The following is a 22,912-nucleotide window of genomic DNA, read 5'->3' as shown; positions in this document are numbered from 1 at the left end:
GCGGTGGGTGGGGTGGGGCGCAGCCACCAGAAGGCCCCGGCTCCGATGAGGAGCAGCAGGACCGCTCCTCCAATGACCACCGCCGACGGCTTCCGCATGGCGCCCCTCCAGGGTGGGCGACTGTAGCAGGAGGGCTGACGCAGGCCTTGGCGCGGTCCGTCAGGCCGGGCGCTTCAGAGGGGGCGGCGAAAAAAAGCAGGGCCAGGCCAAGGTTTTTCGCGGCCGACGTATTTGGAGTCGAGGTGGGGATGCTGGGGGCAGAGCCACCGGTATCCAAGGGCTCGGGACGCAGAGCGGACCGGGCAGAGGGGGAAAGGGTTTCGGGGGTCGAGCTTCCGGGACTCAAGGTTTTCGGCGGTCGACGTCTTGAAGGAAAAGCAGGACGGATGCGGGTCTTTGGGGGCCGTATCCGGATGAGGGGGACCCCTCGGGGGAGGGGTTGAGTTACTGGGAGCGCGTCGAGGGGGCGCGCTCCCAGTATTTTTTTGTGCCTACCCGCCGGAGACCACCCGCAGGGGTTGGGCGCCTTCGCGGGGAGCCTTCGACGCGCCGGGCAGCTCCAGCACGTGGGCGCCTTCCGCTTCGAAGAGCTCGCGCAGCCACGGGTGGCAGGTGAAGGCGATGACCTGGTGGGCTTCCGCCAGCCTCGCGAAGAGCCGCGCCGCGCCCCGGGCCCTTTCTGGATCGAAGTTCACCAGCACGTCGTCCGTGATGAGCGGCAGCGCGCCCCGCGTCTCTCCGAAGTCGCGGATGACGGCCAGCCGGAACGCGAGGAACAGCTGCTCGCGCGTGCCTCGCGACAGCTGCTCCGCGCTCCAGTCCTTCGCGCCATCGCTCACCCGCAGCTCGCGCGCCTCCCCGGCCGGGATGAAGACGCGGCGGTAGCGGCCCGCCGTCAGCTCGGAGAACAGCTCGCTGGCCAGCTGGATGACGCGCGGCTGCTGCTCCTCCTCGAACCTCCGGCGCGCCCGGCCCAGCAGCGCCAGCGTCAGCCGGTCCGCCGCGTAGCGCGTGGCCAGCTCCGCCGCCTTCGCCCGCAGCGTCTCCTCCTGGATGCGCAGCCGCGACACGCGGTCGTCGTTCTCCCACTGGGACAGCTGCGCCTTCAGGCTGCCCTGCTCCGTGAGCACCGCCTTGTGCCGCTCGCCTTCCGTCCGGTGCTGCTCGCGCAGCGCGGCGAGCCGGTCCTTCAGGCCCGCCTCGCCGCCCGCCGCGTGCACCGCGTCGCGCGCCGCGTCCTCGCCCAGCCCCGTGAGCGCCTGCACCCGCTGGCCGTGCTCGCGCGCGCGGCCCGCCAGCTCCGCGTACCTGCGGGCCTGCGCCGCGCGGCGGCGGAAGGTGGCCTCGTCCTGGCACCCGCCCTCCGCGAGCAGCGCCTCCCAGGCCTGGTCCTCCTCCATCACCAGCTGGTCCAGCCGGGCCTTCTCCGCCAGCAGCTCCCCGCGCTGGCCGTCCAGGTGCCGCTGGTCCGCCGCGCGGGAGCGCACCTCCTCCAGGGCCACGGACACGCGCGCGGCCACCGTCTCCGCGGGCCCGGGGGGCAGGCCCGCCGCCCCGGCCTCCCCGAGCAGCCGCGCCGTCACCGCCTCGCACGCGGCCTCCGTCACCGTGAACTCCTCCTCGTCCGTGCGCAGGTCCAGCAGCCGCTGCCGCAGCGCCGCGGCGTCGCGCCACAGCGTCAGCGCCGACGCCGCGGAGAGGGCCTCCGGGAAGCGGCGCGCCACCAGGAACGCCGCCCACTCCTCGCGCAGCACCTCCTCGCGCTGGCCCGCGCGCAGCCGCGCCTCCTCCCCGCGCTGGTCCTCGCGCGTCGCCGCGTCCCAGGCCGCGCGCAGCGTGTCCTCTTCGCGCAGGAGCAGCTCGCGCCGCTCGGCCTGCGTCAGCAGCTCCGCGAGCAGTGACTCCTGCGCGGCCAGGTCCGCGAGCGACGCGCCCGGGGACAGCCCCGCCGCGCCGGACGCGTTCAGCAGCTCCCGCTGGAGCAGCTCCTCGCGCGCGCACATCGCCGCCTGCGTCGAGCGGAAGCGCTCCTCCTCCTGCTGCCGCCAGCGGTGCCGCGCCGCCTGGGCCTCCAGGCTGGCCTGCCGCGCCGTCTCCACGCGGTGGCGCACGAGCAGCAGCAGCCCCACCAGCAGCACCCCGCCCACCGCGCACAGCGCGCCCACGGACGGGCCCGCGAGCCACGCCGCGAGCACCGCGAACCCCAGCGCCACGAGGGCCGCCGCCACCACCCACGGCAGCGGCAGCAGCGAGCGCAGCGGCACCGCGTCCGTGGGCGCGCGCACGCCGTCCAGCTGGCGGCGCTGCTCCAGCCGCTGCTCGGCCAGGCGCTCCAGGTCTCCGCGCACCGCGCGCATCCGCCCCACCGCCGCCTGCCGCTGCCGCACCTGCGCGGGCCGCGCGTCGGGAAGGGCCGCCACCTCCGCCTGGACCCGCGCCAGCGCCGCCTCCAGCCGCGCCCGCTCCTCGCGCGTGCGCGCCTGCTCCGCCTCCGCCTGCGCGAGCGCCGCGTCCGCCGCGTCCAGCCGCGCCGCGAGCGACTCCAGCGCTCCCCGCGCCCGCGAGCCCAGGTCCAGCGCGAGCAGCCCGCCCGCGTCCACCGCGAGCCCCAGCTCTCCCAGCGCCTGCTCCAGCTGCCGCCGCCGAGACGTGAGCGCCGCCCTGCGCGCGGGCAGCGCGCGGAGCTGCTCCGAGTGGCCCGAGTACGTGGCCAGCGCCGCGCGCAGCGCCTCGGCGCGCTCGCGCACGGGCCAGGGCGCCGCCAGCCGCTCCCGCGCCTCCTCGATGGGCGCGAGCCGCTCGTGCAGCTGCGCCTGCTGGGCCCGATACGCCTTGCGCCGCTGGAGCACGTCCTCCAGCCGCGTCTCCGCGCCCGGCGGGAAGGTGTCCAGCGCCGGCAGCGTGGCCAGCTCCGCCCGGTCGCGCGCGAGCACCGCCAGGTCCCCCAGCGCGGACTCCAGCCGCGAGGCGTGGTCCAGCGCGTGCTCGGTGTGCTTGCGCGCCACCTCCAGCGCGTGGCCCTCCGCGACGCGCTCCGCCAGCAGGTCTCGCGTGGAGAAGTAGAGCGCGGGCCGGTCTCCCGCCTCTCGCAGCTTCTGCTGCACCTCCTCCAGGTCCTTCAGCACGAGGTTCAGCTCCTTCTTCTGCCCGCGCGGCAGGTACAGCGCCTCCGAGTCCTTGCGCAGCCGCTCCACCGCCTCCGGCAGCCGCCGCGCGCCCTGCATGCCCGCGGCGAACAGCGCCTCCGACACGCCCCGCTGCTGCGCGAGCCGCTGGAACGAGGACAGCTCGTCCAGCCGGAAGGCGAACACCTCGAAGAACAGCTCGCGCGGCACGTCCGCCAGCGCCTGCTCCAGCAGCGTCTCCGGCAGCGGCTGTCCCTCCGGGCCGCGCACCGTGAGCGCGCCCTCCGACGCGCGCCTGCCGCCGTGGCGGCGCACCACCAGCGGGCCGGCCGCCGTGTCCAGCCATAGCTCGCCGCCGAAGAGCGCGCCCTCCGGCTCGTAGCGCTCCGGCTGGCCGCGCTTCTCGAAGCCGAACAGCACGCCGCGCAGGAACGCCAGGAGCGTGCTCTTGCCCGCCTCGTTGGGGCCGTACAGGAGCGTGAGCCCCGGGCCCGGCGTCCCCGAGTAGCCCCGGAAGTGCCCGAAGCCGTCCACCTGGAAGCGGCTGATGCGCAGGCCCGGCTTCATGATGCCTCCTCGTGGAGCTGCTCCACGCCCCGCTGGCCGGCCCGCGCCACCAGCTCCGGCCGCGGCGCCTCCAGCGCGTCCACGCCCAGCCGCTTGAGCCGCTGCCCCAGCGCCGTCAGGTCCTCGTCGTCCCACAGCGCCGCGAGCGCCGCGGCGTCGTGGGACAGCGCCTCCGCCTCCTCCAGCAACGTGCCCAGGAAGCCGCCGCCGGCGCGCACCGCCTCCAGGTCCACCTCCGGCCGGCTGCCATCGCGCAGCGACTCCAGCAGCACCGGCGGGTGCGCCCGCGCCAGCCGCTCGCGCAGGTCCGCCTCCAGCTGCGTGCGCGCGCCCGGCCGCGCGAGCTCCCGGTGCAGCGGCCCGCGCCCGGCCAGCGTGAGGCGCACCGCGTGCCCGTCGAGGTCCTGCGCGCACCGCGCCTCCACCACCTCCGTGGCCACCGCCTGGAGCATGTCCAGCGACGTGACGCCCGCGAGCGGCACGTCCAGCCGGTGCCAGCGCACGCGGTCCACCGGCACGAACCGCCTGCGCGCGACGCCGTCCTCCACGTCCACCACCACGCAGCCGCGCTCGCCTGTTTCGTGCACGTGCCGGCCCTGGGGGTTGCCCGGGTACACCGCCACGCCGCCTCCGGGCAGCAGGTGCTCCGCGCGCGTGTGCACGTGGCCCAGGGCCCAGTAGTCCAGCCCGCCCGCCGCCAGGTCCGCGGCCGTGCAGGGCGCGTAGTTCGCGTGGCCCGCGTCGCCGCCCAGGTTCGCGTGCAGGAGGCCCACGCTGAAGTGCTCGCCGGTGCGGCGGAACCGCGCGGACAGGTTCTCGCGCACCTCCACGTCCGGATAGGACACGCCCTGCACGTGGCACAGGCGCCGGCCCTCGCGCCGCACCTCCACGTCCTCCCAGTCCGGGCCGAACACCTTCACCGACGCGGGCAGCCCCAGCGTGCCGGTGTCGCCGCTCAGCGGATCATGGTTGCCGTGGACGATGAAGGTCTGGATGCCCGCGCGGTCCAGCCGCGCCAGCTCCGCGCGCAGCGCCAGCCGCGCGCGCACCGAGCGGTCCTTCACGTCGAACAGGTCCCCGGCCAGCAGGAGGAACGTCACGCGCTCGCGCAGGCACACGTCCACGATGCGCGCGAGCGCATGGAAGGTGGACTGCTGGAAGCGCTCCAGGAGCGGGCCGTGCGTGGCCACTCCTCGGAACGGCGTGTCCAGGTGGAGATCCGCGGCGTGCACGAAGGAGAAGCGCATCGTGCGGGCACCGTACCCGAGTCCCGCCGCCTCCCCGACTTTCCCACCCCCGGGGGTGATGCGTCGGTGGACACGAGCGGTGTCCCCGGGTCTGACGCGGCGTCCACTGGTGGAAACCCGGCACGTAGGACGTGCGTCCAGGTCCCTTGCGCTTCGCGCGGAGTCCCGCACGGGCCGCTGGCCGCGGCTTCAACCGTGCGCGAGAGGGCACCCTCGGAAAGAGGGCGCGGGCGCGCCACGGTGGCACGCCCGCGCCGCTTCACGGCCGTGAGGGCCTAGCGGGTCGGCTCGGTCCCCGTGCCGCCCGTCCCGGTGTGGTCGCCGGACGAGCCCATGTCGGTGCCGGAGCCCTGCGTCGAGGAGCCACCGGTGTCGCTGCCCGTGGTGGAGCCGCCGGTGCCCTCGTCCATGCCGGAGCCGCCCATGCCCGCGTCACCGGAGCCGCCCATGCCCGCGTCATCGCCGGAGCCGCCCGTGCCCGAGTCGTAGCCGGAGCCGCCCATGCCCTGGCTCGTGCCCGTGCCCGACTCCTGGCCCGCGCCCATGCTGGGAGAGGAGCCCTGGGAGCCCTGTCCGCCCTGGGTGCTTCCGGAGCCTCCCACGCCACCGCCCATGCTCTCCTGCGAGCGGTCCCGGCTCTGACACCCGGTCAGGGCCATCGCGCCCGCCACCGCCCCCAGCACCACCCATTGCGTGAATCCCTTCATGCTCGACCCCCCGTGTTGGTGTGACGAACCGAAGGCTGTGGGTGGGGGGCCGCGAGGGCATCGTCCGGAGACGCCGCGCCGCCGGGCCGCCCACCCCACGCCCCAGGGGGCGGGCGCCTGGAAGGACGCCCGGGTGGCTCAGCCCTCGCGGCGCAGCACGAGCAGCCCGTACTCCAGGCCGCCGTCCATCAGGCCCTGTTGCAGCCAGAGGTGCTCCCGGCGCGACTCGGCGCGCACGGCGTTGAGCGCGGCGCGCAGGCCGCGAGCGTCCGCGGGCGCGCAGGCCAGGTGCTCGTGGACGCGCAGCTCCGAGCTCAGCGTCCAGAAGCCCACCGCCCGCGAGGACACGTCGTCGTGCGCCTCCAGCTCCAGGCCCGCCTCGCGCGCGTCGGCGAGGAACGCGTTCACGCTGCACCGCTGCCGGCTCCACGCGTCCACGGACGGGTGCACCGCGTCCGGGCGCACCCAGAAGCAGTCCGCGACGGCCAGCACGCCGCCGGGCCTGAGCCGGGAGTGCATGCGGCGCAGCCACTCCGCGCGCGGCAGGGCGCAGGTGTTCTCCACGGCGATGACGGCGTCGAAGGACTCGCGGTGGCGGGGCGGCTCGCCCGTGCACAGCCGGGGCTGCACGCGCGAGCCCATGCCGGCCTCCTGCGCGAAGCGGCGCACCTGCTCCAGGTGCGTGGGCACGGTCACCATCGCCGTCACGCGCGCGCGGTGCTCCTGGGCCCAGTACAGCGCGCTGCCGCCCAGGACGCTGCCCACGTCCAGCACCTCGCCGCCGTCCGGGAAGTCGCCCATGGCGCGCGCCAGCTCCGCGAGCAGCGCCTCCTGCGCGCTCCGCAGGTGGTCCCGCAGCTCCGGCCCGGGCGTGCCGGGTGGGGGCAGCCGGTCCACCAGGCCCGTGTGGCAGTACACGCGGGAGCTGGAGCCCTGGCGGGCGAGGCCCCGGGCGGCGAGGGCCTCATGGTAGGTCCACACGTCGTCCGGCGTGAGCGGGGACGGCGTGAGGGAGGGGGCGCTGAGGGGCTTCATTGATACTCCCGGGGCAGCAGGATGCGGAGCAGGGCGCCGCCTCCTGGTCCGTTGTGCCGGTGCAGCAGGCCACCGCTGGCGCGCAGCAGGCACTCGCTGGTGTAGAGGCCCAGTCCCGTTCCCTGGGCCTTGGTCGTGTAGAGCTCCTCCGCGGGCGCGCTGAGTCGCTCCGGGGGGAAGCCCGGGCCGTCGTCCTCGATCTCCACCTCCAATCGTCCGCTGAGCGGCTCGGTGCGAGCCCGGATGAAGACGCGGGACGCGCCCTGCTCGCCGTTGCCCTCGCAGGCGTTGACCACCAGGTTCTCCACCACCCGGCGCAGCGTGAGCGGTCCGCCGCGCACGAGCGCGCGGGGCGGCCGGGTCGGCTCCAGCTCCACGTGGATGTCCACGTCGGGGAAGCGCAGGGACACCTGGGCCTGCACGGACTCCAGCACGAGCCCCAGGTCCACGGACTCCGGCTCCGTGCCGGCGAAGCGGCGGCTCTTGGCGCGCACCTCCTTCACCATCTCCTGGAGCTGCCGGAGGCTGTCCTGGAGCTGGCGGGCCTGGTCCTCGAAGCCGGTGCGGGCGAGCATGCCCCGCTGCGTGCCGAAGGCCTTCATCATGTCGGCGGCGGTGCCGGCGTCGTGCAGGGCCTGGTCCATGCCCTGGTGGTGGCCGAGGATCTCCGCCATCGCCTGGGTGAGGCGGCCCACGTCGCGCTCCTGCTGCTCCACGAGCTGCGCGTGCACGGCGGCGCGCAGGCGGTCCGCGTCCGCGCGGGCCTGGTCGTAGCGCACGGCGAGCGCGCCCACGTAGAGCTGCGCGACCAGCGCCGAGGGGCCCGCGATGGCGAGCGGCACCCAGCGCTGCTCGTGCCACGCCAGGGCCGCGGCGCCCAGCAGGGCCGCGAGCGTGCCCGCCAGGAGGAAGGGCTCGCGCCACGTCACCCGGTAGCGCCGGCCGTGCACCGCCGAGGTGCCGATGAGCAGCACGCCGAGGGCGAGCGCCCCGGGGAGCACGGCGAGCGCCACGAGGCCGGCGAGGAAGAAGTGCTCCAGCGCCAGGCCCGGCAGCCACGTGAGCCAGCTGGTGGTCACCACGCGCCGGTGGCGCGCGTGCACGCAGGCGAAGGCGACGCGGTGGACGGCGCAGGGCAGGAAGCACGCGAGCGCGGAGGGGAGGGGCACGGCGAAGAAGGCGTGGACGCCGGGCGCCCACGCGACGATGCCCACGAGCGCGGTGCCCCGCAGGAGGAAGCCCGCGAGGGGGCGCACGCGCAGGGCCGCGAGGAGCCGGCCGGCGTCCTGGGCGCGCGTCCAGCGGCGGAAGGCCACGACGCCCTGGCGGGACGACATGGGCAGGGCCTTCATCCGCGCGCTCCGGTGCCGGGCCGCGATGGCGCGGCGCGGGCAGCCCGGTGCCCGGATGGATGCGGGTCTCCGCGATATGGACGCATGCTGGTCAACCCCCCGGCGCCAGGCACAGCCCTCGACACGGGAAGCAAACGGCGGCGGGGACCTCCCGGTCAAACCCGGGGGCACGGACAGTGTTGGCCAGTCCTCCGACCCTGGCTTCCCGGACAGGGCGGAGTGGTGTCTGGAGGATTCTCTCTGGCCGGCGCGACAGTGCTTGGGAGGGCGTGCGGGGCGCGATAGAGGGGCGCCCCATGCGTGACAGAATCCAGACGGTGTTGCGGGAGCTGGCCCGGTCTCCGGCGTTGGAGGTGCGGTGGCTGCACACGTTGTCGCTGCTGGAGTTCATCGGCGCGCGGAAGATCTCGCGCACGGTGGCGGACCGGCACCCGTCGCTGGAGGTGCTGGGGCACCTGGCGGACGAGACGCGCCATGCGTTCACGTTCAAGCGGCTGGCCTGTGAAGTGGCGGGCCGCGAGGACGTGACGGAGTTCCTGAGCGTGGGCGCGGCGGCGGCGTGGTTCCAGTCGTTGGACCGGCAGCTGGCGGAGTGGGTGACGTCGGTGACGGGGACGGCGGACGTGTCTCTGCAGTACCTGCTCACGACGGCGGTGGTGGAGCGCCGCGCGATGGTGCTCTACCCGCTCTACAAGGCGGCCACGCGGCAGGCGGTGGTGCGCGAGGAGCTGGGGCGCGTGGTGGTGGAGGAGCAGTCGCACCGCCGCGCCATCGAGGACGCGTGCCTGGAGCGCCTGACGAAGGCCGGCACGACGCTGGAGCCCGCGCTCGCGCTGGAGGAGCGCCTGTTCGACGCGTTCCTCACCCAGCTGGAGAAGGACGTGGCCCAGGCGCTCGCGGGGCCGCAGGCGGCCTGAGCCGCGTCACGCGCCGCCGTCCCCGTCCGGCGGCGCGTCCTCTCCGTCTCCGCCCGCGCCGGTGAGCACCAGCCTGCCGCCCGTCCACTCCGCCTGGAGGTTCCTCGCGCGGCGCGCGCGCTTGCGGCTCAGCTCCACCCCCACCGCGTCCAGGCCCAGCGCGTTGGCCACCGCGAGCGCGGTGCCGTGGCCGCAGAAGGGGTCCACCACCGTGCGCGTGCGCGTCTGCTCCAGGATGAAGCGGCACGCCACCATGCACGCGTGGAGCCCCATGCCCCGCGTCCACGTCACCTCGCCGGCTTCCGGCATCACGTCCGCCGTGGACCTCGCCGCGTCCGCCTTCAACCCCCGGCTGAAGCACAGCAGGTGCGAGTACGCCGGCCGCCCGAACGTCACCGTCCCCGGCGCCCGGCGACACACCACCTTGTGCCAGAGCGTGTCGAAGCCCTCGGCCTCCGCCGCCTTCGACACCAGGTAGCCCTTGTCCACCCAGGCCCCGTCCTTCTTCACGTCCGACTGGTAGAACACCGCCACCCCGTCCGCTGGCACCCGCGACAGCACCTTCGCCGCCGCCCCCACGAACCAGCCCTTCCACTGGGGCACCGTGAGCGAAGGGAACTCGGAGACGTCCGGCAGCGACGCCACCACCGAGCACCCCTCCAGCACCGGCCGCGCCTCCAGCCAGGCGAGCGCGTCCTCGCAGTACACCGTGCGCTTCGCTCCCGCCGTCCCGCTGCGTCCGTCCGTCATGACGCGCCCGAGTCTGCCGGAAGCGCCCACCCGCTCCCACCTCTCATTCCGCGCGCGCGCACCTACCCTCCAGGACTGCTCGCCCCTGGGACCGTCAGGCAACCCCCGAGCATATGGACGGCCATGCCCCAGTCGTGGCTTGCTACGCCTCCCCTGCAAGACGTGACTTCTCAGCCTTTCCCCCAGAAGAGGACAGCCCCCATGCCCACGACGAACGCGACGGATGGAACTCCCCTGCACTACCGGGTGTTCGGGGATGGCCCTCGCGACGTGGTGCTGGTGCACGGGTGGATGGTGTCCGGCGCGGTGTGGGACCCGATGCTGGAGAAGCTGGACATGACCGGCCTGCGCCTCATCGTCCCGGACCACCGGGGCACCGGGCCGTCCGGGCGGCCGTCGTCGGGGTACACGCTGGAGCAGTACGCCAAGGACGTGCTGGCGGTGGCGGACCACGCGAAGGCTCAGCGCTTCGCGCTGGTGGGCCACAGCATGGGCGGGCAGATCGCCAAGTGGATCGCGGCGGAGGCGCCCTCGCGCGTCAGCGGCCTGGTGCTGCTCAACACGGTGCCCGCGGCGGGCCTGCCGCTGCCGCCGGACGCGGCCGGCCTGTTCCGCACCTCCGCGGGCGACCGGGAGAAGCAGAAGACCATCCTGGGCCTGGCCTGCAAGCAGCTGTCGCCGGAGTCGCTGGAGGTCCTGCTGAAGGACTCGGCCGAGGTGTCCAGGGACGCCATCGAGCAGTGCTTCGACTCCTGGACGGCGGGAGGCTTCGCGCACCGGCTGTCCGCCATCACCGCGCCCACGCTGGTGGTGGCCACGGATGATCCGTTCCTGCCGCCGGTGTTCCTCAAGCAGGCGGTGGTGGGGCTCATCCAGAACGCGCGCCTGACGCACCTGCCGGGGCCGGGGCACTACCCCCAGGTGGAGCGCCCGGCGGAGACGGCGGCGCTGGTGTCGGCGTTCCTCGCGGGCAACGCCGCGCAGGCCTGAGGGAGGGCGTTCCATGGCCTGGGGGATGTCCTTCGAGCGCGACGTCGAGAACGACGTCGTCACCGCGACCTTCACCGACTGCATCCTGGTGACGGACGAAGACGTGCAGCGCTGGCGCCGCGACGTGGAGGCGCAGTTCGCGAAGTTCAACGGCCGCGTGGACCTGCTCATCAACCTGGATGGGCTCATCGTCCGCCACACGGCGGGGCGCACCTTCGGCAAGGTGCGCCGCGAGGTGCTGGAGCGCAACACGCACCGCTCGTTCCGCTACGGCGGCGACGAGACGACGCTCGTGTTCATCAACACCAGCGGCGCCATCAACGGCGCCGCCGTGAACCACTACCCCACGCGCGAGGCGGCCCTGGCGGCCCTGCTCGCGGAGCGCGACAGCCTGCGCAAGCGCGGCTTCACGCCGTTCCTGCCGGGCGTCGTCAACTCCAAGCCCTGAAGGGCCGCGGGCCTACACGCCGGCGAACCACTCGTAGCCCCGGTCCTCCCAGGTGCCCCCCGTGGCCTCCGGGAGGAAGCGCACGGTGGTGAGGTACTTCACCATCTTGTAGCCCAGCTTCACGCCCGAGTAGAGGCGCAGGGGCGCGCCGTGTCCGGGGATGAGCGGCGCGCCGTTCATGCCGTACGCGAGCACGGTCTGCGGGTGCAGCGCGCTCGGCGCGTCCCAGGAGGAGTAGTAGCCCTGGTCGAACGAGCGGAACTCCACGAACCCCGCGCGCGGATCCGCGCCCACGGCGGCGGCCAGGTCGCTGACGCGCACGCCGTGCCATGACGCCACGGCGCTCCAGCCCTCCACGCAGTGGTGGCGGACCCGGGAGTCGGTGCGGGGCAGCCGCCGCAGCTCCTCCAGCGAGAAGGCGCGCGGCCGGGCCACGAGCCCGCCCACCTCCAGCCGCCATCCCTCGGGCGCGAGGGGCACGGAGTCGGAGAGGAAGTAGTGGGGGAAGTCGCCGGGCGGGGTGAGCTGCTCGACGGGCTCCTCGGGGGCGAGCCGGGCGGGGTGGAAGAGGGCGGACTGGGCGCGCTGGTTGAAGCGGTCCATGGCGCCGAGGAAGCCCGCGCGCGGGCGCTGGGAGTCGCAGGCGCTGGTGGCCAGCGCGGCGGCGCCCAGGAGGACGCGGCGGCGGGTGAGGACGCGCTCAGGCATGGGGCCTCCTCCCGCCGGTGAGCATCTCCCCGAAGGTGCGCGGGTGCAGGGCGACGAGGACGACGTGGCCCAGGGTGAAGAACGCGAGCAGGGTGAGCATCGCCAGGTGCACGAAGCGCGCGGCGTCGTAGCCACCGAAGAGGGCGGTGAGCCCCTGGAGCTGCACGGGCTTGTAGAGGGCGAGGCCGGACAGGACGGACAGCGCGCCCATGAGCAGGGTGGCGGTGTACGCCAGCCGCTGGAGCCCGTTGTAGAGCCCCACCCGCGCGGGCGCGGGGCGGAGCCGCAGGTAGTACGCGAGCGTGGCCACGGCATCGCGCGCGTCGCGGCGCGGGAGGAACAGGCGGCGGCGCCACTCGCCGCTGAGCGCGAGGTAGAGCACGTACACGAGCCCGTTGAGGGCCAGGAACCAGCCGAACGCGAAGTGCCAGCTCCGCGCGCCCGCGAGCCAGTCCCCCAGCCGCAGCCACGAGGGCGGCACGGCGTCCTGGAAGGGATAGAGCGCATAGGGCCGCCCGCGAGGCCCCATGCGCGGGTACGCGACGAGGATCTGCAACCCGCTGCCCGCGAGGATGGCGAGCAATGGCACGTTGGCCCAGTGCGTGAGCCGGATGGGCCAGGGCTGGGGACGGCGGGGCTCGGGAGCGCGCACGCGGCGGAGCCCAGCACTCCGGCGGGGCTCGGGACCATGCGGCGGGAGGGTGATTGCCCTGAGAGGCGGATGGGGCGGCCAAGACAGCGCCGAGCGGGCCCCAGCCCACGGGTCGCGGGGGACTGGCGGACATCGGACGGCGTGGGGGGCACACGGGGACGATGGCCTCCGCGGATTGGACGCGTGGGAGTGAGCCGGTATCGTCTTCACTCCCCGTCTGACCTCCCCGAGGATGCCGTGACCCTGAAGCCCGCTCATGCGTTGCACCTCGTGGGGATGTTGTTGCTCACCACGGTCGGTTGCGTGGAGGAGGATCCCGAATTCACGGCGCCGCTGGCCGGTGGCGCGCGGCTCGTGGTCGCGCTGCCCCGGTCCTCGGAGGTCGTCGCGGTGACGGCCCTGGTGACGCACGCGTCGGGCGCCACGGAGTCGAAGGCGCTGACGCCCCAGACGGATCCGAATGGCGGCGTCGCGTGGTCGGCCGTCGTGAAGCCGGAGTCTCCCACCGAGGAGATCCAGCTGACCGTGACCGCCGAGGATGCCGCGGAGGCCGGGAGGGAGTCCCTGCGCCTGGAGACTGGCGTGAAGCTGCCGCTGTATGGCGAAGCACTCGTGGTCCTGGTGCCCCAGCCCGAGTCCGGCCTGCTGGAGCTGGACAATCACTCGCCGCGCATCCATGGAGTGCTCGCGTCACGCTCCATCGTGGCCCCGGGCGACACCGTGGAGTTTCGCGCGGAGGCCAGTGACCTGGACGCGGATGCGCTGACCTATGACTGGAGCGCGACCTCCGGCCAGCTCCGCTGCGCGGACGCGACCTGCGAATGGACGGCGGCGCTCCCGGACCCCGATGCCGGCGTCGACCCGAAGTTCAACCGGGACGCGTTGATCCGCGTGCGCGTCACGGATGCCCGGGGCGCGGAGTCCACGCTCCAGTTCCGCGTCGGCATGGGCACCACGCGCGCGGCCCCGACGCTGGAGGAGACGCGGTTCAACCGCGCGCCGGTGGCGTCCTCGGTCGGAGTGCCTCCGCCGCTGGGCCTCAACATGCCCTTCCAGGTCGAGGCGACGGTGACGGACGAGGACGGCCCCCAGGACGTGCTGACGTACGCCTGGAGCGCGACGTGCGAAGGCATCTTCGACGACATCACCCTGGCCACGCCCGTCTTCACGCCGACGGCGGAGCCCTCCGAGTGCGACTGCCAGCTCAAGGCCGTCGTGACGGACGGCTTCGGTGGCGTCACGGAGCAGCTCGTGAACGTGTGCATCCGGGCGGAGGCGCCGCCGGTGCTGGACAGCGCGTCGCAGTCCGCGACGAGCGCGCTCGCCGGGGAGCGCGTGACGTTCACCGCGACGGCGACGGATCCTCGCGGCGAGGCGATGACGTTCGCCTGGACGTCGAACGTGGGGGCGCTCGGCGCGGCGGTGGGGGACGGCACGACGAGCACGGTGGATTGGACGGAGCCCTCCTGCCTGCCGGCGGGTGTGACGCCCACCGTGGAGCTGGTGGCGACGAACGCCTCGGGCGCGAGCGCGCGGCAGTCCTTCTCCGTGGAGTGGGCCGGCCGGCGCTGCGGCCCGGGCGAGTCCCCCTGCCCCGTCACGCTGTCGCCCGGCCAGGTGACGCTGCGCGAGGACTGCGTGGTCCAGAGCGCGATGTTCATCCCGGACGGCTACACGCTCGACGGCGCCGGCCACACCCTGACCGCGTCCGAGGACGGCGCCGGGGACCACTACAAGGGCGCGGTGCTGCGCAACCGGGGCACCGTGGCGAACGTGCGCGACGTCACGGTGACGGCGCGAGGCCTGTCGGACGTGTGTGACGCGGAGGCGGACCGGCTGCGCGGCATCCTGCTGGACGGCGCGAGCGGCACCATCGAGGGCGTGGTGGTGGAGGACCTGCACCAGGCGGACAACATCGGCGGCTGCCAGGAGGGCTTCGCCATCGACGTGCGCAACCTCGCGCCGGACGCCACGCCGGTGACGGTGACCGTCCGGAACAGCCGGCTGACGGGCTACCAGAAGGCGGGCGTGGTGGTGCTGGGACGCGTGGTGGCCACGGTGGAGGACAACACCCTCGACGGCCTGGGCCCCACGGACCGCATCGCGCGCCTCGGCATCCAGCTGGCGCACGGCGTCTCCGGGCAGGTGGTGCGCAACCAGATACAGGGCAACGCGTACCAGTTCGAGCGGGACTACGGCTCCGGCATCCTGGTGTTCGGCGGCCCGTACTACGGCGAGGGAAGCGAGCTGTGCCACGACCTGCGCATCGCGGACAACGTGCTCTCGGAGAACGACGTCGGCGTCAGCCTGCTCCAGGCCATGGACCTCGACTTCACGCCTCCCCCCGAGTCCCAGAACATCCAGGTGGTCGGCAACACGCTGACCAAGACGGAGCTGACGAGCTACTACCAGGCCGCCATCTCGGACAACGGGACCGCGAACCTCCTCAGCCTCAACCGGATCAGCGGTGACGGCTACAACCCGGAGGTGTACCCGGACAACGCCGTCTCCCTGGACGTGACGACCCAGGGCGATGAGCGGCAGGTGGGCTTCGCCACCCCGGCGCGGACGCTGGACGTGGGCGGGTGCTCGGAGGTGCTGGTGGTGCAGGGCTGGGACCTGGCGGGCAACCTGGCCCCGCTGTCCGTGCCGGAGGTGGCGCTGGCCGCGTCGGATCCGGGCGCGACCTTCCACCTGCTGCCGGACTGCTCGGACGCGCCCGTGACGGTGGTGAGCCTCAAGAACCCGCAGCGCGAGGGCCTCTTCTACCTCCGCGCCGCGACGGCCGGCCCGCTGACCATCACGGCGACGGGCGACGGCGCGAGCAAGACCCAGGAGCAGACGGTCCACTGAGCCCCGCCGCGAGCGCGAGGCCTTACGGCGTCGGGCCCCGGTGGTCCTGGCGGATACCGGAGGCCCGCTTCGGCGCGGAGCGCGTGGGGGGCGGTGCGCTCCATGCGTGCATGGGTGCTGACTTCAGGGCCTGGTGGAGGACTCGTGCGCCGGATGTTCGCTTCGGCGAGGCGGGCGCGGTACAGGGGGACGCGTGTACGGACGGGCGTTCATTTCCTGGGTGGGGCTCTGTCTCCTGTTGCTGTTTCCCGCGTGCGCGCCGCGAGCCACGAAGCCCGCCGCGCCTGGCGTTCCCGCCGCCCCTGGAGGCGGCGTCGAGGACCTGGCCCGGCGCTACCTGGACGCCTGGGCGCGCAACGACGTGGCGGCGCAGCGCCAGGTGCTCGTGGACGCGCCCCCGGACTTCGACGCGCAGCACGCGCGCTGGAGGCAGGACCTGGGCGTCGTCGCCTCGCGCTTCGACCCGCCGGAGCTCGAGTCCCAGGCCGGCACCACGGCGGTGGTGAGGTTCCGCGGCGTGCACACGCTGCGGGGGCTGGGCGACTGGGAGGTGGAGTCCCGGCTGCGCTTCGAGCTTCGCGCGAAGCGCTGGAGCCTGCGCTGGACGCCGGAGGTGTTCCACCCCGACGCGCGGCCCGGGGACCGCTTCGGACGCACGCGGACCTGGGGCCCTCGCGCCGCGCTGCTCGATGCGAACGGGGACCCGCTCACGGTGCCGGGCGAGGTGATCCGCATCGGCGTGCTGCCCGGCCGGGTGAAGGACCGCGCGGCCGTGGCCAACGTGCTCCAGGCGCAGCTGGGCGTGGACCCCGCGAAGGTGCTCGCCGCGCTGAGCGCCGCGAGCGCGCAACCCGAGAAGTTCCTCCCGTTCATCGACGTGCGCCAGGAGCGCTACCAGCAGGTGCGGGCCGTGCTCTCGCCCGTGCCCGGCATCTTCTTCCGCAGGGCCCCCGCGCGCCTCACCCCGGCGGAGGGCTTCGCGGCGCACACGCTGGGCCGGGTGGGGGAGGTGACGGCGGAGGCGCTCCAGGCGCTGGGCGCGCCGTACCAGCCGGGCGACCTGGTGGGGCTGTCCGGCCTGGAGCGCGCGCAGGAGCGGACGCTGGCGGGGCTCCCCTCCGGCGAGGTGCGGCTCCAGCGCCGTGCTGGCGGCGGCGTGGTGCTCTACCGCTTCGACGGTGAGCCGGGACGCGCTGTCCGCACCACGCTGCGCAGGGACGTGCAGGCGGCGGCGGAGGCGGCGCTCGCGGACGTCACCCTGCCGGCCGCGCTGGTCGCGGTGAACACGGAGACGGGCGAGGTGCTGGCGGTGGCCAGCCGGCCGCTCGGGGAGGGGTGGCACCGCGCGCTGATGGGGCGCTATCCGCCGGCCTCCACGTTCAAGCTCGTGACCGCGGAGGCGCTGCTCGAAAGCGGCCTGACGCCGGACTCCCGCGTCGAGTGCCCCCTGGAGGTGACGGTGGGCCGCAAGCGCTTCCGCAACTTCGAGTCGGAGGTGCTGGGCCCCACCACGCTGCGCCGGGCGTTCGCGATGTCATGCAACACGACGTTCATCCAGCTGGCGTCGAGGCTGGAGCCCCACGCGCTGGAGGACGCGGCCCGGCGCTACGGCTTCGGGGTGCCCTACGACGTGGGGCTGCCGTCCCCGGGCGCCAGCTTCCCCGTGACGAGCGACGCCGCCGAGCGCGCCGCGGCCGCCATGGGCCAGGGCCGCGTGCTGGTCACGCCGCTGCACATGGCCACCGTCGTGGCGGCGGCGGACACCGGCGTCTGGCGCGCGCCGCGCCTGCTGGCGGACGCGGAGGGCGGCCCGGAGTCGCGGCTGGGCTCGGGCACGTCGGAGGCGCTCCAGGACCTGATGCGCGCGGTGGTGACGGAGGGCACGGCGAAGTCCGCCGCCAACATCATCGGGCTTCGCGGCAAGACGGGCACCGCGGAGTTCGGCACGGACGTGCCGCCGCGGACCCACGCGTGGTTCGTCGGGGTGCGCGACGGCATCGGCTTCGCGGTCTTCGTGGAGGGCGGCGGCGTGGGAGGCCGCGTCGCGCTGCCGCTCGCGGTGCGCTTCCTCCAGGCGCTGGACGCGGCCGCGGTCCTCACCTTCAAGGGCGACGCCAGCTAGCAAGGGCGACGCCAGCCAGGGCACGGGGCCGACCCTCCGAGCGCCGGGCCCCTCCCCGGTAGGATGGCTGGACCCTCCCCGGGGGACTGCCCACGTTGCCTGGATGGGCAGTGGAGGGTCGAGCGGCCGGGGCGCCAGGCTCGTGGCGTGGGCTCCGCGCCATCCCGGCGGACGACGGAGGCCCGCACCGGCGCGCGAAGGCCCGCCCGCCTGGAGCGAGCCGGTGGAGTCCCTGCGCGCCCGGCTGGGCAGCACGCCGGAGGGGCTGCCCCAGCGGGAGGCCGCGTCGCGGCTCGAGTCCCTGGGCCCCAACGCGCTGGAGGCCCGGCGCCGCCGACCGCTCCCCCTGGAGCTGCTGCGGCGGCTGGGCAACCCGCTGGTGCTGGTGCTGCTGGTGGCGTGCGGCGTCTCGGCCGTGGTCCATGACCTGACCAGCTCCATCATCATCGCCGCCATCGTGCTGGTCAGCGTGACGCTGGACTTCGTCCAGGAGCACCGCGCCAACGGCGCGGCGGAGCGCCTGCGCGGCGCCGTGGCCCTGCGCGCCCGGGTGCTGCGCGACGGGGTGGAGCAGGTGCGGCCCGCCACGGAGCTCGTCCCTGGCGACGTGGTCCTGCTGGCCACCGGCAGCCGCGTCCCCGCGGACGCGCGCCTCCTCGACTCGCACGAGCTGTCCGTGAACGAGTCGCCGCTCACCGGCGAGCCCTACCCCGTGGAGAAGGCGCCGGGCCTCGTGCCCGCGGAGGCTCCGCTCGCGGAGGTGGGCAACACCGTCTTCGCGGGGACGACGGTGCTGGGCGGCACGGGCCGCGCGCTCGTGTTCGCCACCGGCCGCGACACGGAGGTCGGCGGCATCGCCCGGGGGTTGGAGGCGCCCGTGGCCTCCACCGCCTTCGAGCGGGACACGCGCCGCTTCTCCGTGATGCTGATGCGGCTCACGGTCCTGATGGTGCTGTTCGTGCTCCTGGTGAACCTGACCCTGGAGCGGCCGCTGCTGGAGTCCTTCCTCTTCGCCATGGCCCTGGCGGTGGGGCTCACGCCGGAGCTGCTGCCCATGGTCGTCTCCGTGACGCTCGCCCGGGGCGCGCTGCGGCTCGCGGACCAGGAGGTCATCGTCAAGCGGCTGAGCGCGGTGCACGACCTGGGCTGCATGGACGTGCTGTGCACCGACAAGACGGGCACGCTCACGGAGGCGAACATCCGGCTGGAGCGCACCGAGGACGCCACCGCCCAGCACAGCGAGCGCACCCTCGCGTGGGCCTACCTCAACAGCTCCTTCGCCACCGGCCTGCGCAGCCCCATGGACGAGGCCATCCTCGCCAGGCGCGTGGCGTGCACGGAGGGCTGGCGCAAGCAGGACGAGCTGCCCTTCGACTTCGAGCGCCGCCGCGTCTCCGTGCTGCTGGAGAAGGACGGCCGCCGCGTCCTGGTGGTGAAGGGCGCGCCGGAGGCCCTGCTGTCCCGGTGCGCGGCGTGCGCGGCGGCGGACGGGACGGTGGGGCCCCTGGACGTGGCCGCGCGCGAGCGCCTGCAGGCCCGCGCCGACGCCCTGGGCGAGCAGGGCTTCCGGGTGCTGGGGCTCGCGTGGCGCGACCTCCCGTCCCAGGCCGGGCCGGTGTCCCCGGAGGACGAGGCGGGGCTCGTGTTCGCGGGCTTCGCGTCCTTCCTGGATCCTCCCAAGCAGAGCGCCCGGCCCGCGCTGGCGGCGCTGCGCGACGCGGGCGTCGAGGTCAAGGTGGTGACGGGCGACAACGCGCGGGTCGCGGTGCACGTCTGTCAGGAGCTGGGCCTGGAGGTGCGGGGCGTGCTCACCGGCACGGAGCTGGCCCTGCTGGACGACCCGGGCCTGCGCGCGCGGGCGGAGGCCACCACCGTCTTCGCGCGCGTGTCCCCCTCGCAGAAGAGCCGCATCCTGCGCGCGCTGCGGCAGCGCGGCCACGTGGTGGGCTACCTGGGGGACGGCATCAACGACGCGCCGTCGCTGCACGAGGCGGACGTGGGCATCTCCGTCGCGGGCGCGGTGGACGTCGCGCGGGAGGCCGCGGCGCTGCTGCTGTTGCGCCAGGAGCTGGGCGTCCTGCACGACGGCGTCCAGGAGGGGCGGCGCACCTTCGGCAACGTCATGAAGTACATCCGCATGGGGACCAGCTCCAACTTTGGCAACATGCTGAGCATGGCCCTGGCGTCGCTGGTGCTGCCGTTCCTGCCCATGCTGCCCATCCAGATCCTCCTCAACAACATGCTGTACGACGTGTCGGAGCTGGCCATCCCGCTGGACACGGTGGACGCGGAGCAGCTCGCGCGGCCCACCCGCTGGGACCTGCGCTTCGTGCGCCTCTACATGGCGGTGTTCGGCACGCTCAGCTCGGTCTTCGACGCGGCGACGTTCACGGTGCTGCTGCACGGCTTCCACGCCGACGCGCCGCTCTTCCAGACGGGCTGGTTCATGGAGTCGCTGACCACGCAGGTGCTGGTCATCTTCATCATCCGCACGAGGGGCGGCGCGGCGCGCAGCCCCCCCGCGCGGCTCCTGCTGCTGTCGTCGCTCGGGGTGGTGGTCCTGGCCAACGCGCTGCCCTTCACGCCGCTGGGGCACTACTTCGGCTTCGTGCCGCCGCCGCCCGCCATCCTCGCGTCGCTGGGCGCGCTGGTGGCGCTGTACCTGGGCTGCGCGGCGGTGCTCAACCGCGCGTTCTTCCGCCGCTTCGACACCGACTGACCTCGTTCGCGGGGGCCGTGCTGCTGGGCCTGCTGATGGGGGTGGTGTGGCTGGTGGGGCTGGCCGCTGCGCTGCGGCTGCGGCTGAACTTCCTCAACTTCGTGGTGCTGCCCATCACCTTCGGCATCGGCGTGGACTACGCGGCGAACCTGGTGCTGCGCTACCGGCGGGAGGGCCCCGGGTCGTTCACGTGGGTGATGGACGACACGGGCGGCGCGGTGGCGCTGTGCTCCTCCACGACCATCATCGGCTACGCGTCGCTCCTCTTCTCCGACAACCGGGCCCTGGCGGGCTTCGGGCTGCTGGCGACGTTGGGTGAGGGGGCCTGCCTCGTCGCGGGGGTGCTGGCCCTGCCCGCCTTCTTCTTCGTGCCCTCCCTCCCCCCGAAGGGGTCCCGGACGCAATCGACCCACGTCTGAGGCGTGGGTAGGCTCATGCGAGGGAGAGACCGAATGCGCTGGAACCCGTCGCGCCTCCTGGGCGTGCTGACCATGGCACTGTTGTGCATCCCTGTCGCCGCGGGCGCGGCGACGCGGCAGCAGGCGCTGGACCGGCTGCTGACGCAGTACCACCAGCTGCGCCAGTTCAACGGCGCGGCGCTCGTCGCCAACGAGAAGGGCATCGTCCTGAAGAAGGCCTATGGCCAGGCCAACTTCGAATGGAACGTGCCCAACACGCCGGACACGAAGTTCCGCATCGCGTCCGTGACCAAGCAGTTCACGGCCATGGTCATCCTCCAACTGGTCGCGGAGGGGAAGCTGAAGCTCGACGACACGCTGGCGTCGGCCCTGCCGGACTACCGCAAGGACACGGGCTCGCGCATCACCCTCACCCACCTGCTCAACCACACGTCCGGTATCCCCAGCTACACGAACGCGCCGGACTTCTTCTCCAAGGTGTCGCGCAACCCCTACCCCGTCGCGGACTTCGTGAAGCAGTTCGCCAGCGGGGACCTGGAGTTCGAGCCCGGCTCGAAGTTCGCCTACAACAACTCCGGCTATTACCTGCTGGGCGCCATCATCGAGCGCGTCACCGGCAAGACGTATGCGGAGGCGGTGCAGGAGCGCATCTTCACGCCGCTGGGCATGAAGGACTCCGGCTACGACGTCTCCACCACGGTGCTCCCCAAGCGGGCCAGCGGCTACGAGCGCTCGCCGGACGGCTACGTGAACGCCACCTACCTGGACATGTCCCTGCCGTACGCCGCCGGGTCGCTGTACTCGACGGTGGAGGACCTCTACCGCTGGGACCGCGCGCTCTACGAGAACACGCTGCTGCCGGAGGCCCTGAAGCAGCGGATGTTCACGCCCGGCCTGGAGAACTACGGCTTCGGCCTGCGCATGGACCCGCTGCCGCTGAGCGACGGCAAGACGGTGCTCGCCACCATCGGCCACAGCGGCGGCCTCAACGGGTTCAGCTCGCGCATCTACCGCGTGCCCGCGAGCAGGGAGGTGGTCATCCTCCTGGACAACACGGCGCGCGGCGACAAGCTCAAGGAGCTGTCCGTCGGCCTGTTCAGCGTGCTCCACGGCATCCCGCCCCAGGCGCCCCGCGAGGGCATCCGGGAGCTGCTGAGCAGGCGGCTCGACCGGGAGCCCATCGCGAAGACCCTCGCGTACTACCGGGAGCTGAAGGCCTCGAAGCCGGACGCGTATGACTTCTCCGACGGGGAGCTCAACAGCCTGGGCTACAAGCTGCTCCGGATGAAGCGCGCGGCGGACGCCGTCGAAGTCTTCAAGCTCAACGTGGAGATGTTCCCGCGGGTGGGCAACGTCTACGACAGCCTGGGGGAGGCGTACCTCGCCGTCGGCGACAAGGCGCGGGCGCGCGTGAACTACCGCAAGGCCCTGGAGCTGGACCCCAAGAACGCCAACGCGGCGGAGGCGCTCCAGAAGCTGGAGGCGCCGTCCGGGGCGCCCGCAACGAAGGTGGTGCCCTAGCCGCGCCGGATGTGAGCGAATGCGGCCCGCGCTCCGGGCGTTGTCCGGGGCGCGGTCCACGGGGTGCTCACGGGAGGTGTCCGAATGAAGCTCTATTTCAATCCGCGCAGCCGGGCGGTCATTGGCAAGTGGATGCTCGACGAGGCGGGGGTCGAGTACGAGATCGTGCCCATCGACCTGGAGAAGCGGGAGCAGAAGTCGCCGGAGTTCCTCGCGGTGAACCCGGCCGGCAAGCTGCCCGCGCTGGTGGATGGAGCCGCGCGCGTGTTCGAGAACACGGCCCTCTGTCTCTACATCGCGGACAGGTATCCGCAGGCGAAGCTGGCGCCGAAGGTGGATGCGCCGGAGCGCGGCCGGTACCTGTCGCTGATGGTGTACTCGACGTCGCAGCTGGAGCCGTCCATGGGCGACCACATGTCGAAGCTCCCCCTGCTGCCGCAGCGCGGGTGGGTGGAGTACCCGCAGGCGCTGGATGCCGTGGAGCGCGAGCTGGGGGACGGCCCCTACCTCTTCGGCGACTGGTTCACCGCGGCGGACGTGATGATCGGCTCCATGTTCATCTACCAGCGCATGCTGGGCGGTGCGACGGGCCGGCCCGGGCTGGAGGCCTACGTGGACCGGCTGATGGCGCGTCCCAAGTGCATGAAGCTGCGCTGAGATGCCGTGAGTCTCAGTCAACCGTTTGCGCATGGGGAGGGGTTCGGGGAGGGGGCTGTCGGCAGCAGCGGGGTGAAGGGCTTGCGACGCTTGGCGACGGAGTAGACGGCGGCCAGCAGCTTG

Annotated in this window: 17 protein-coding genes; 9 read left to right on the top strand and 8 right to left on the bottom strand. The window is 73.7% G+C overall.

Annotation, left to right across the window (positions count from 1 at the left end):
• Positions 1 to 491 precede the first annotated feature (491 nt).
• From U8525_RS33305 to U8525_RS33285, 5 genes are all read right to left on the bottom strand, one after another.
• On the bottom strand, positions 492 to 3,692 hold the full coding sequence (locus tag U8525_RS33305) for an AAA family ATPase (protein WP_374270770.1): 3,201 nt from the start codon (positions 3,690 to 3,692) through the stop codon (positions 492 to 494).
• Positions 3,689 to 4,939, bottom strand: coding sequence for an exonuclease SbcCD subunit D (locus U8525_RS33300; RefSeq protein WP_374270769.1), 1,251 nt, complete (start codon positions 4,937 to 4,939; stop codon positions 3,689 to 3,691). The genes U8525_RS33305 and U8525_RS33300 overlap by 4 nt, the downstream gene beginning before the upstream one ends.
• A gap of 275 nt (positions 4,940 to 5,214) precedes the next feature.
• Complete coding sequence (locus U8525_RS33295) at positions 5,215 to 5,646, bottom strand: hypothetical protein (RefSeq protein ID WP_374270768.1); 432 nt, start codon at positions 5,644 to 5,646, stop codon at positions 5,215 to 5,217.
• 138 nt (positions 5,647 to 5,784) lie between these two features.
• Positions 5,785 to 6,681: a cyclopropane-fatty-acyl-phospholipid synthase family protein gene (locus U8525_RS33290; RefSeq protein ID WP_374270767.1), complete on the bottom strand. Its 897-nt coding sequence runs from the start codon at positions 6,679 to 6,681 to the stop codon at positions 5,785 to 5,787.
• Positions 6,678 to 8,033, bottom strand: a complete 1,356-nt coding sequence (locus tag U8525_RS33285) for a sensor histidine kinase (protein ID WP_374270766.1) — start codon at positions 8,031 to 8,033, stop codon at positions 6,678 to 6,680. Before U8525_RS33285 ends, U8525_RS33290 begins: the two co-directional genes overlap by 4 nt.
• Positions 8,034 to 8,329: 296 nt before the next feature.
• Here U8525_RS33285 and U8525_RS33280 point away from each other — a divergent pair, with 296 nt between their 5' ends.
• On the top strand, positions 8,330 to 8,950 hold the full coding sequence (locus U8525_RS33280) for a hypothetical protein (protein WP_374270765.1): 621 nt from the start codon (positions 8,330 to 8,332) through the stop codon (positions 8,948 to 8,950).
• Positions 8,951 to 8,956: 6 nt separating this feature from the next.
• Here U8525_RS33280 and U8525_RS33275 read toward each other — a convergent pair whose 3' ends face one another.
• A complete protein-coding gene (locus U8525_RS33275; protein ID WP_374270764.1) occupies positions 8,957 to 9,700 on the bottom strand; it encodes an SAM-dependent methyltransferase in 744 nt (247 codons plus the stop codon).
• A 201-nt stretch (positions 9,701 to 9,901) separates the two neighbouring features.
• Here U8525_RS33275 and U8525_RS33270 point away from each other — a divergent pair, with 201 nt between their 5' ends.
• Positions 9,902 to 10,690 (top strand): alpha/beta fold hydrolase, encoded by a 789-nt coding sequence (locus U8525_RS33270; RefSeq protein WP_374270763.1) that lies wholly within the window; start codon positions 9,902 to 9,904, stop codon positions 10,688 to 10,690.
• Positions 10,691 to 10,703: 13 nt separating this feature from the next.
• Complete coding sequence (locus U8525_RS33265) at positions 10,704 to 11,138, top strand: hypothetical protein (protein WP_374270762.1); 435 nt, start codon at positions 10,704 to 10,706, stop codon at positions 11,136 to 11,138.
• 12 nt (positions 11,139 to 11,150) lie between these two features.
• Here U8525_RS33265 and U8525_RS33260 read toward each other — a convergent pair whose 3' ends face one another.
• Positions 11,151 to 11,846 (bottom strand): molybdopterin-dependent oxidoreductase, encoded by a 696-nt coding sequence (locus U8525_RS33260; protein ID WP_374270761.1) that lies wholly within the window; start codon positions 11,844 to 11,846, stop codon positions 11,151 to 11,153.
• Positions 11,839 to 12,498, bottom strand: a complete 660-nt coding sequence (locus tag U8525_RS33255; protein ID WP_374270760.1) for a cytochrome b/b6 domain-containing protein — start codon at positions 12,496 to 12,498, stop codon at positions 11,839 to 11,841. Before U8525_RS33255 ends, U8525_RS33260 begins: the two co-directional genes overlap by 8 nt.
• Positions 12,499 to 12,735: 237 nt before the next feature.
• Here U8525_RS33255 and U8525_RS33250 point away from each other — a divergent pair, with 237 nt between their 5' ends.
• From U8525_RS33250 to U8525_RS33225, 6 genes are all read left to right on the top strand, one after another.
• On the top strand, positions 12,736 to 15,351 hold the full coding sequence (locus U8525_RS33250; protein WP_374270759.1) for a right-handed parallel beta-helix repeat-containing protein: 2,616 nt from the start codon (positions 12,736 to 12,738) through the stop codon (positions 15,349 to 15,351).
• Positions 15,352 to 15,571: 220 nt separating this feature from the next.
• Positions 15,572 to 17,473 carry a penicillin-binding transpeptidase domain-containing protein gene (locus U8525_RS33245; protein WP_374270758.1) on the top strand — a complete coding sequence of 634 codons (1,902 nt, stop codon included), beginning with the start codon at positions 15,572 to 15,574 and terminating at the stop codon, positions 17,471 to 17,473.
• A gap of 223 nt (positions 17,474 to 17,696) precedes the next feature.
• Positions 17,697 to 20,192 (top strand): magnesium-translocating P-type ATPase, encoded by a 2,496-nt coding sequence (gene mgtA, locus U8525_RS33240; RefSeq protein WP_374270757.1) that lies wholly within the window; start codon positions 17,697 to 17,699, stop codon positions 20,190 to 20,192.
• A 17-nt stretch (positions 20,193 to 20,209) separates the two neighbouring features.
• Positions 20,210 to 20,611 (top strand): MMPL family transporter, encoded by a 402-nt coding sequence (locus tag U8525_RS33235; protein ID WP_374270756.1) that lies wholly within the window; start codon positions 20,210 to 20,212, stop codon positions 20,609 to 20,611.
• Positions 20,612 to 20,644: 33 nt separating this feature from the next.
• A complete protein-coding gene (locus U8525_RS33230; protein ID WP_374270755.1) occupies positions 20,645 to 22,132 on the top strand; it encodes a serine hydrolase in 1,488 nt (495 codons plus the stop codon).
• 84 nt (positions 22,133 to 22,216) lie between these two features.
• Positions 22,217 to 22,789: a glutathione S-transferase family protein gene (locus U8525_RS33225; protein WP_374270754.1), complete on the top strand. Its 573-nt coding sequence runs from the start codon at positions 22,217 to 22,219 to the stop codon at positions 22,787 to 22,789.
• Positions 22,790 to 22,912: the final 123 nt, after the last annotated feature.

This window comes from Corallococcus sp. RDP092CA (assembly GCF_041903675.1).
Classification (GTDB): Bacteria; Myxococcota; Myxococcia; order Myxococcales; family Myxococcaceae; genus Corallococcus.
This window is presented reverse-complemented; position numbering and strand designations above follow the sequence as displayed.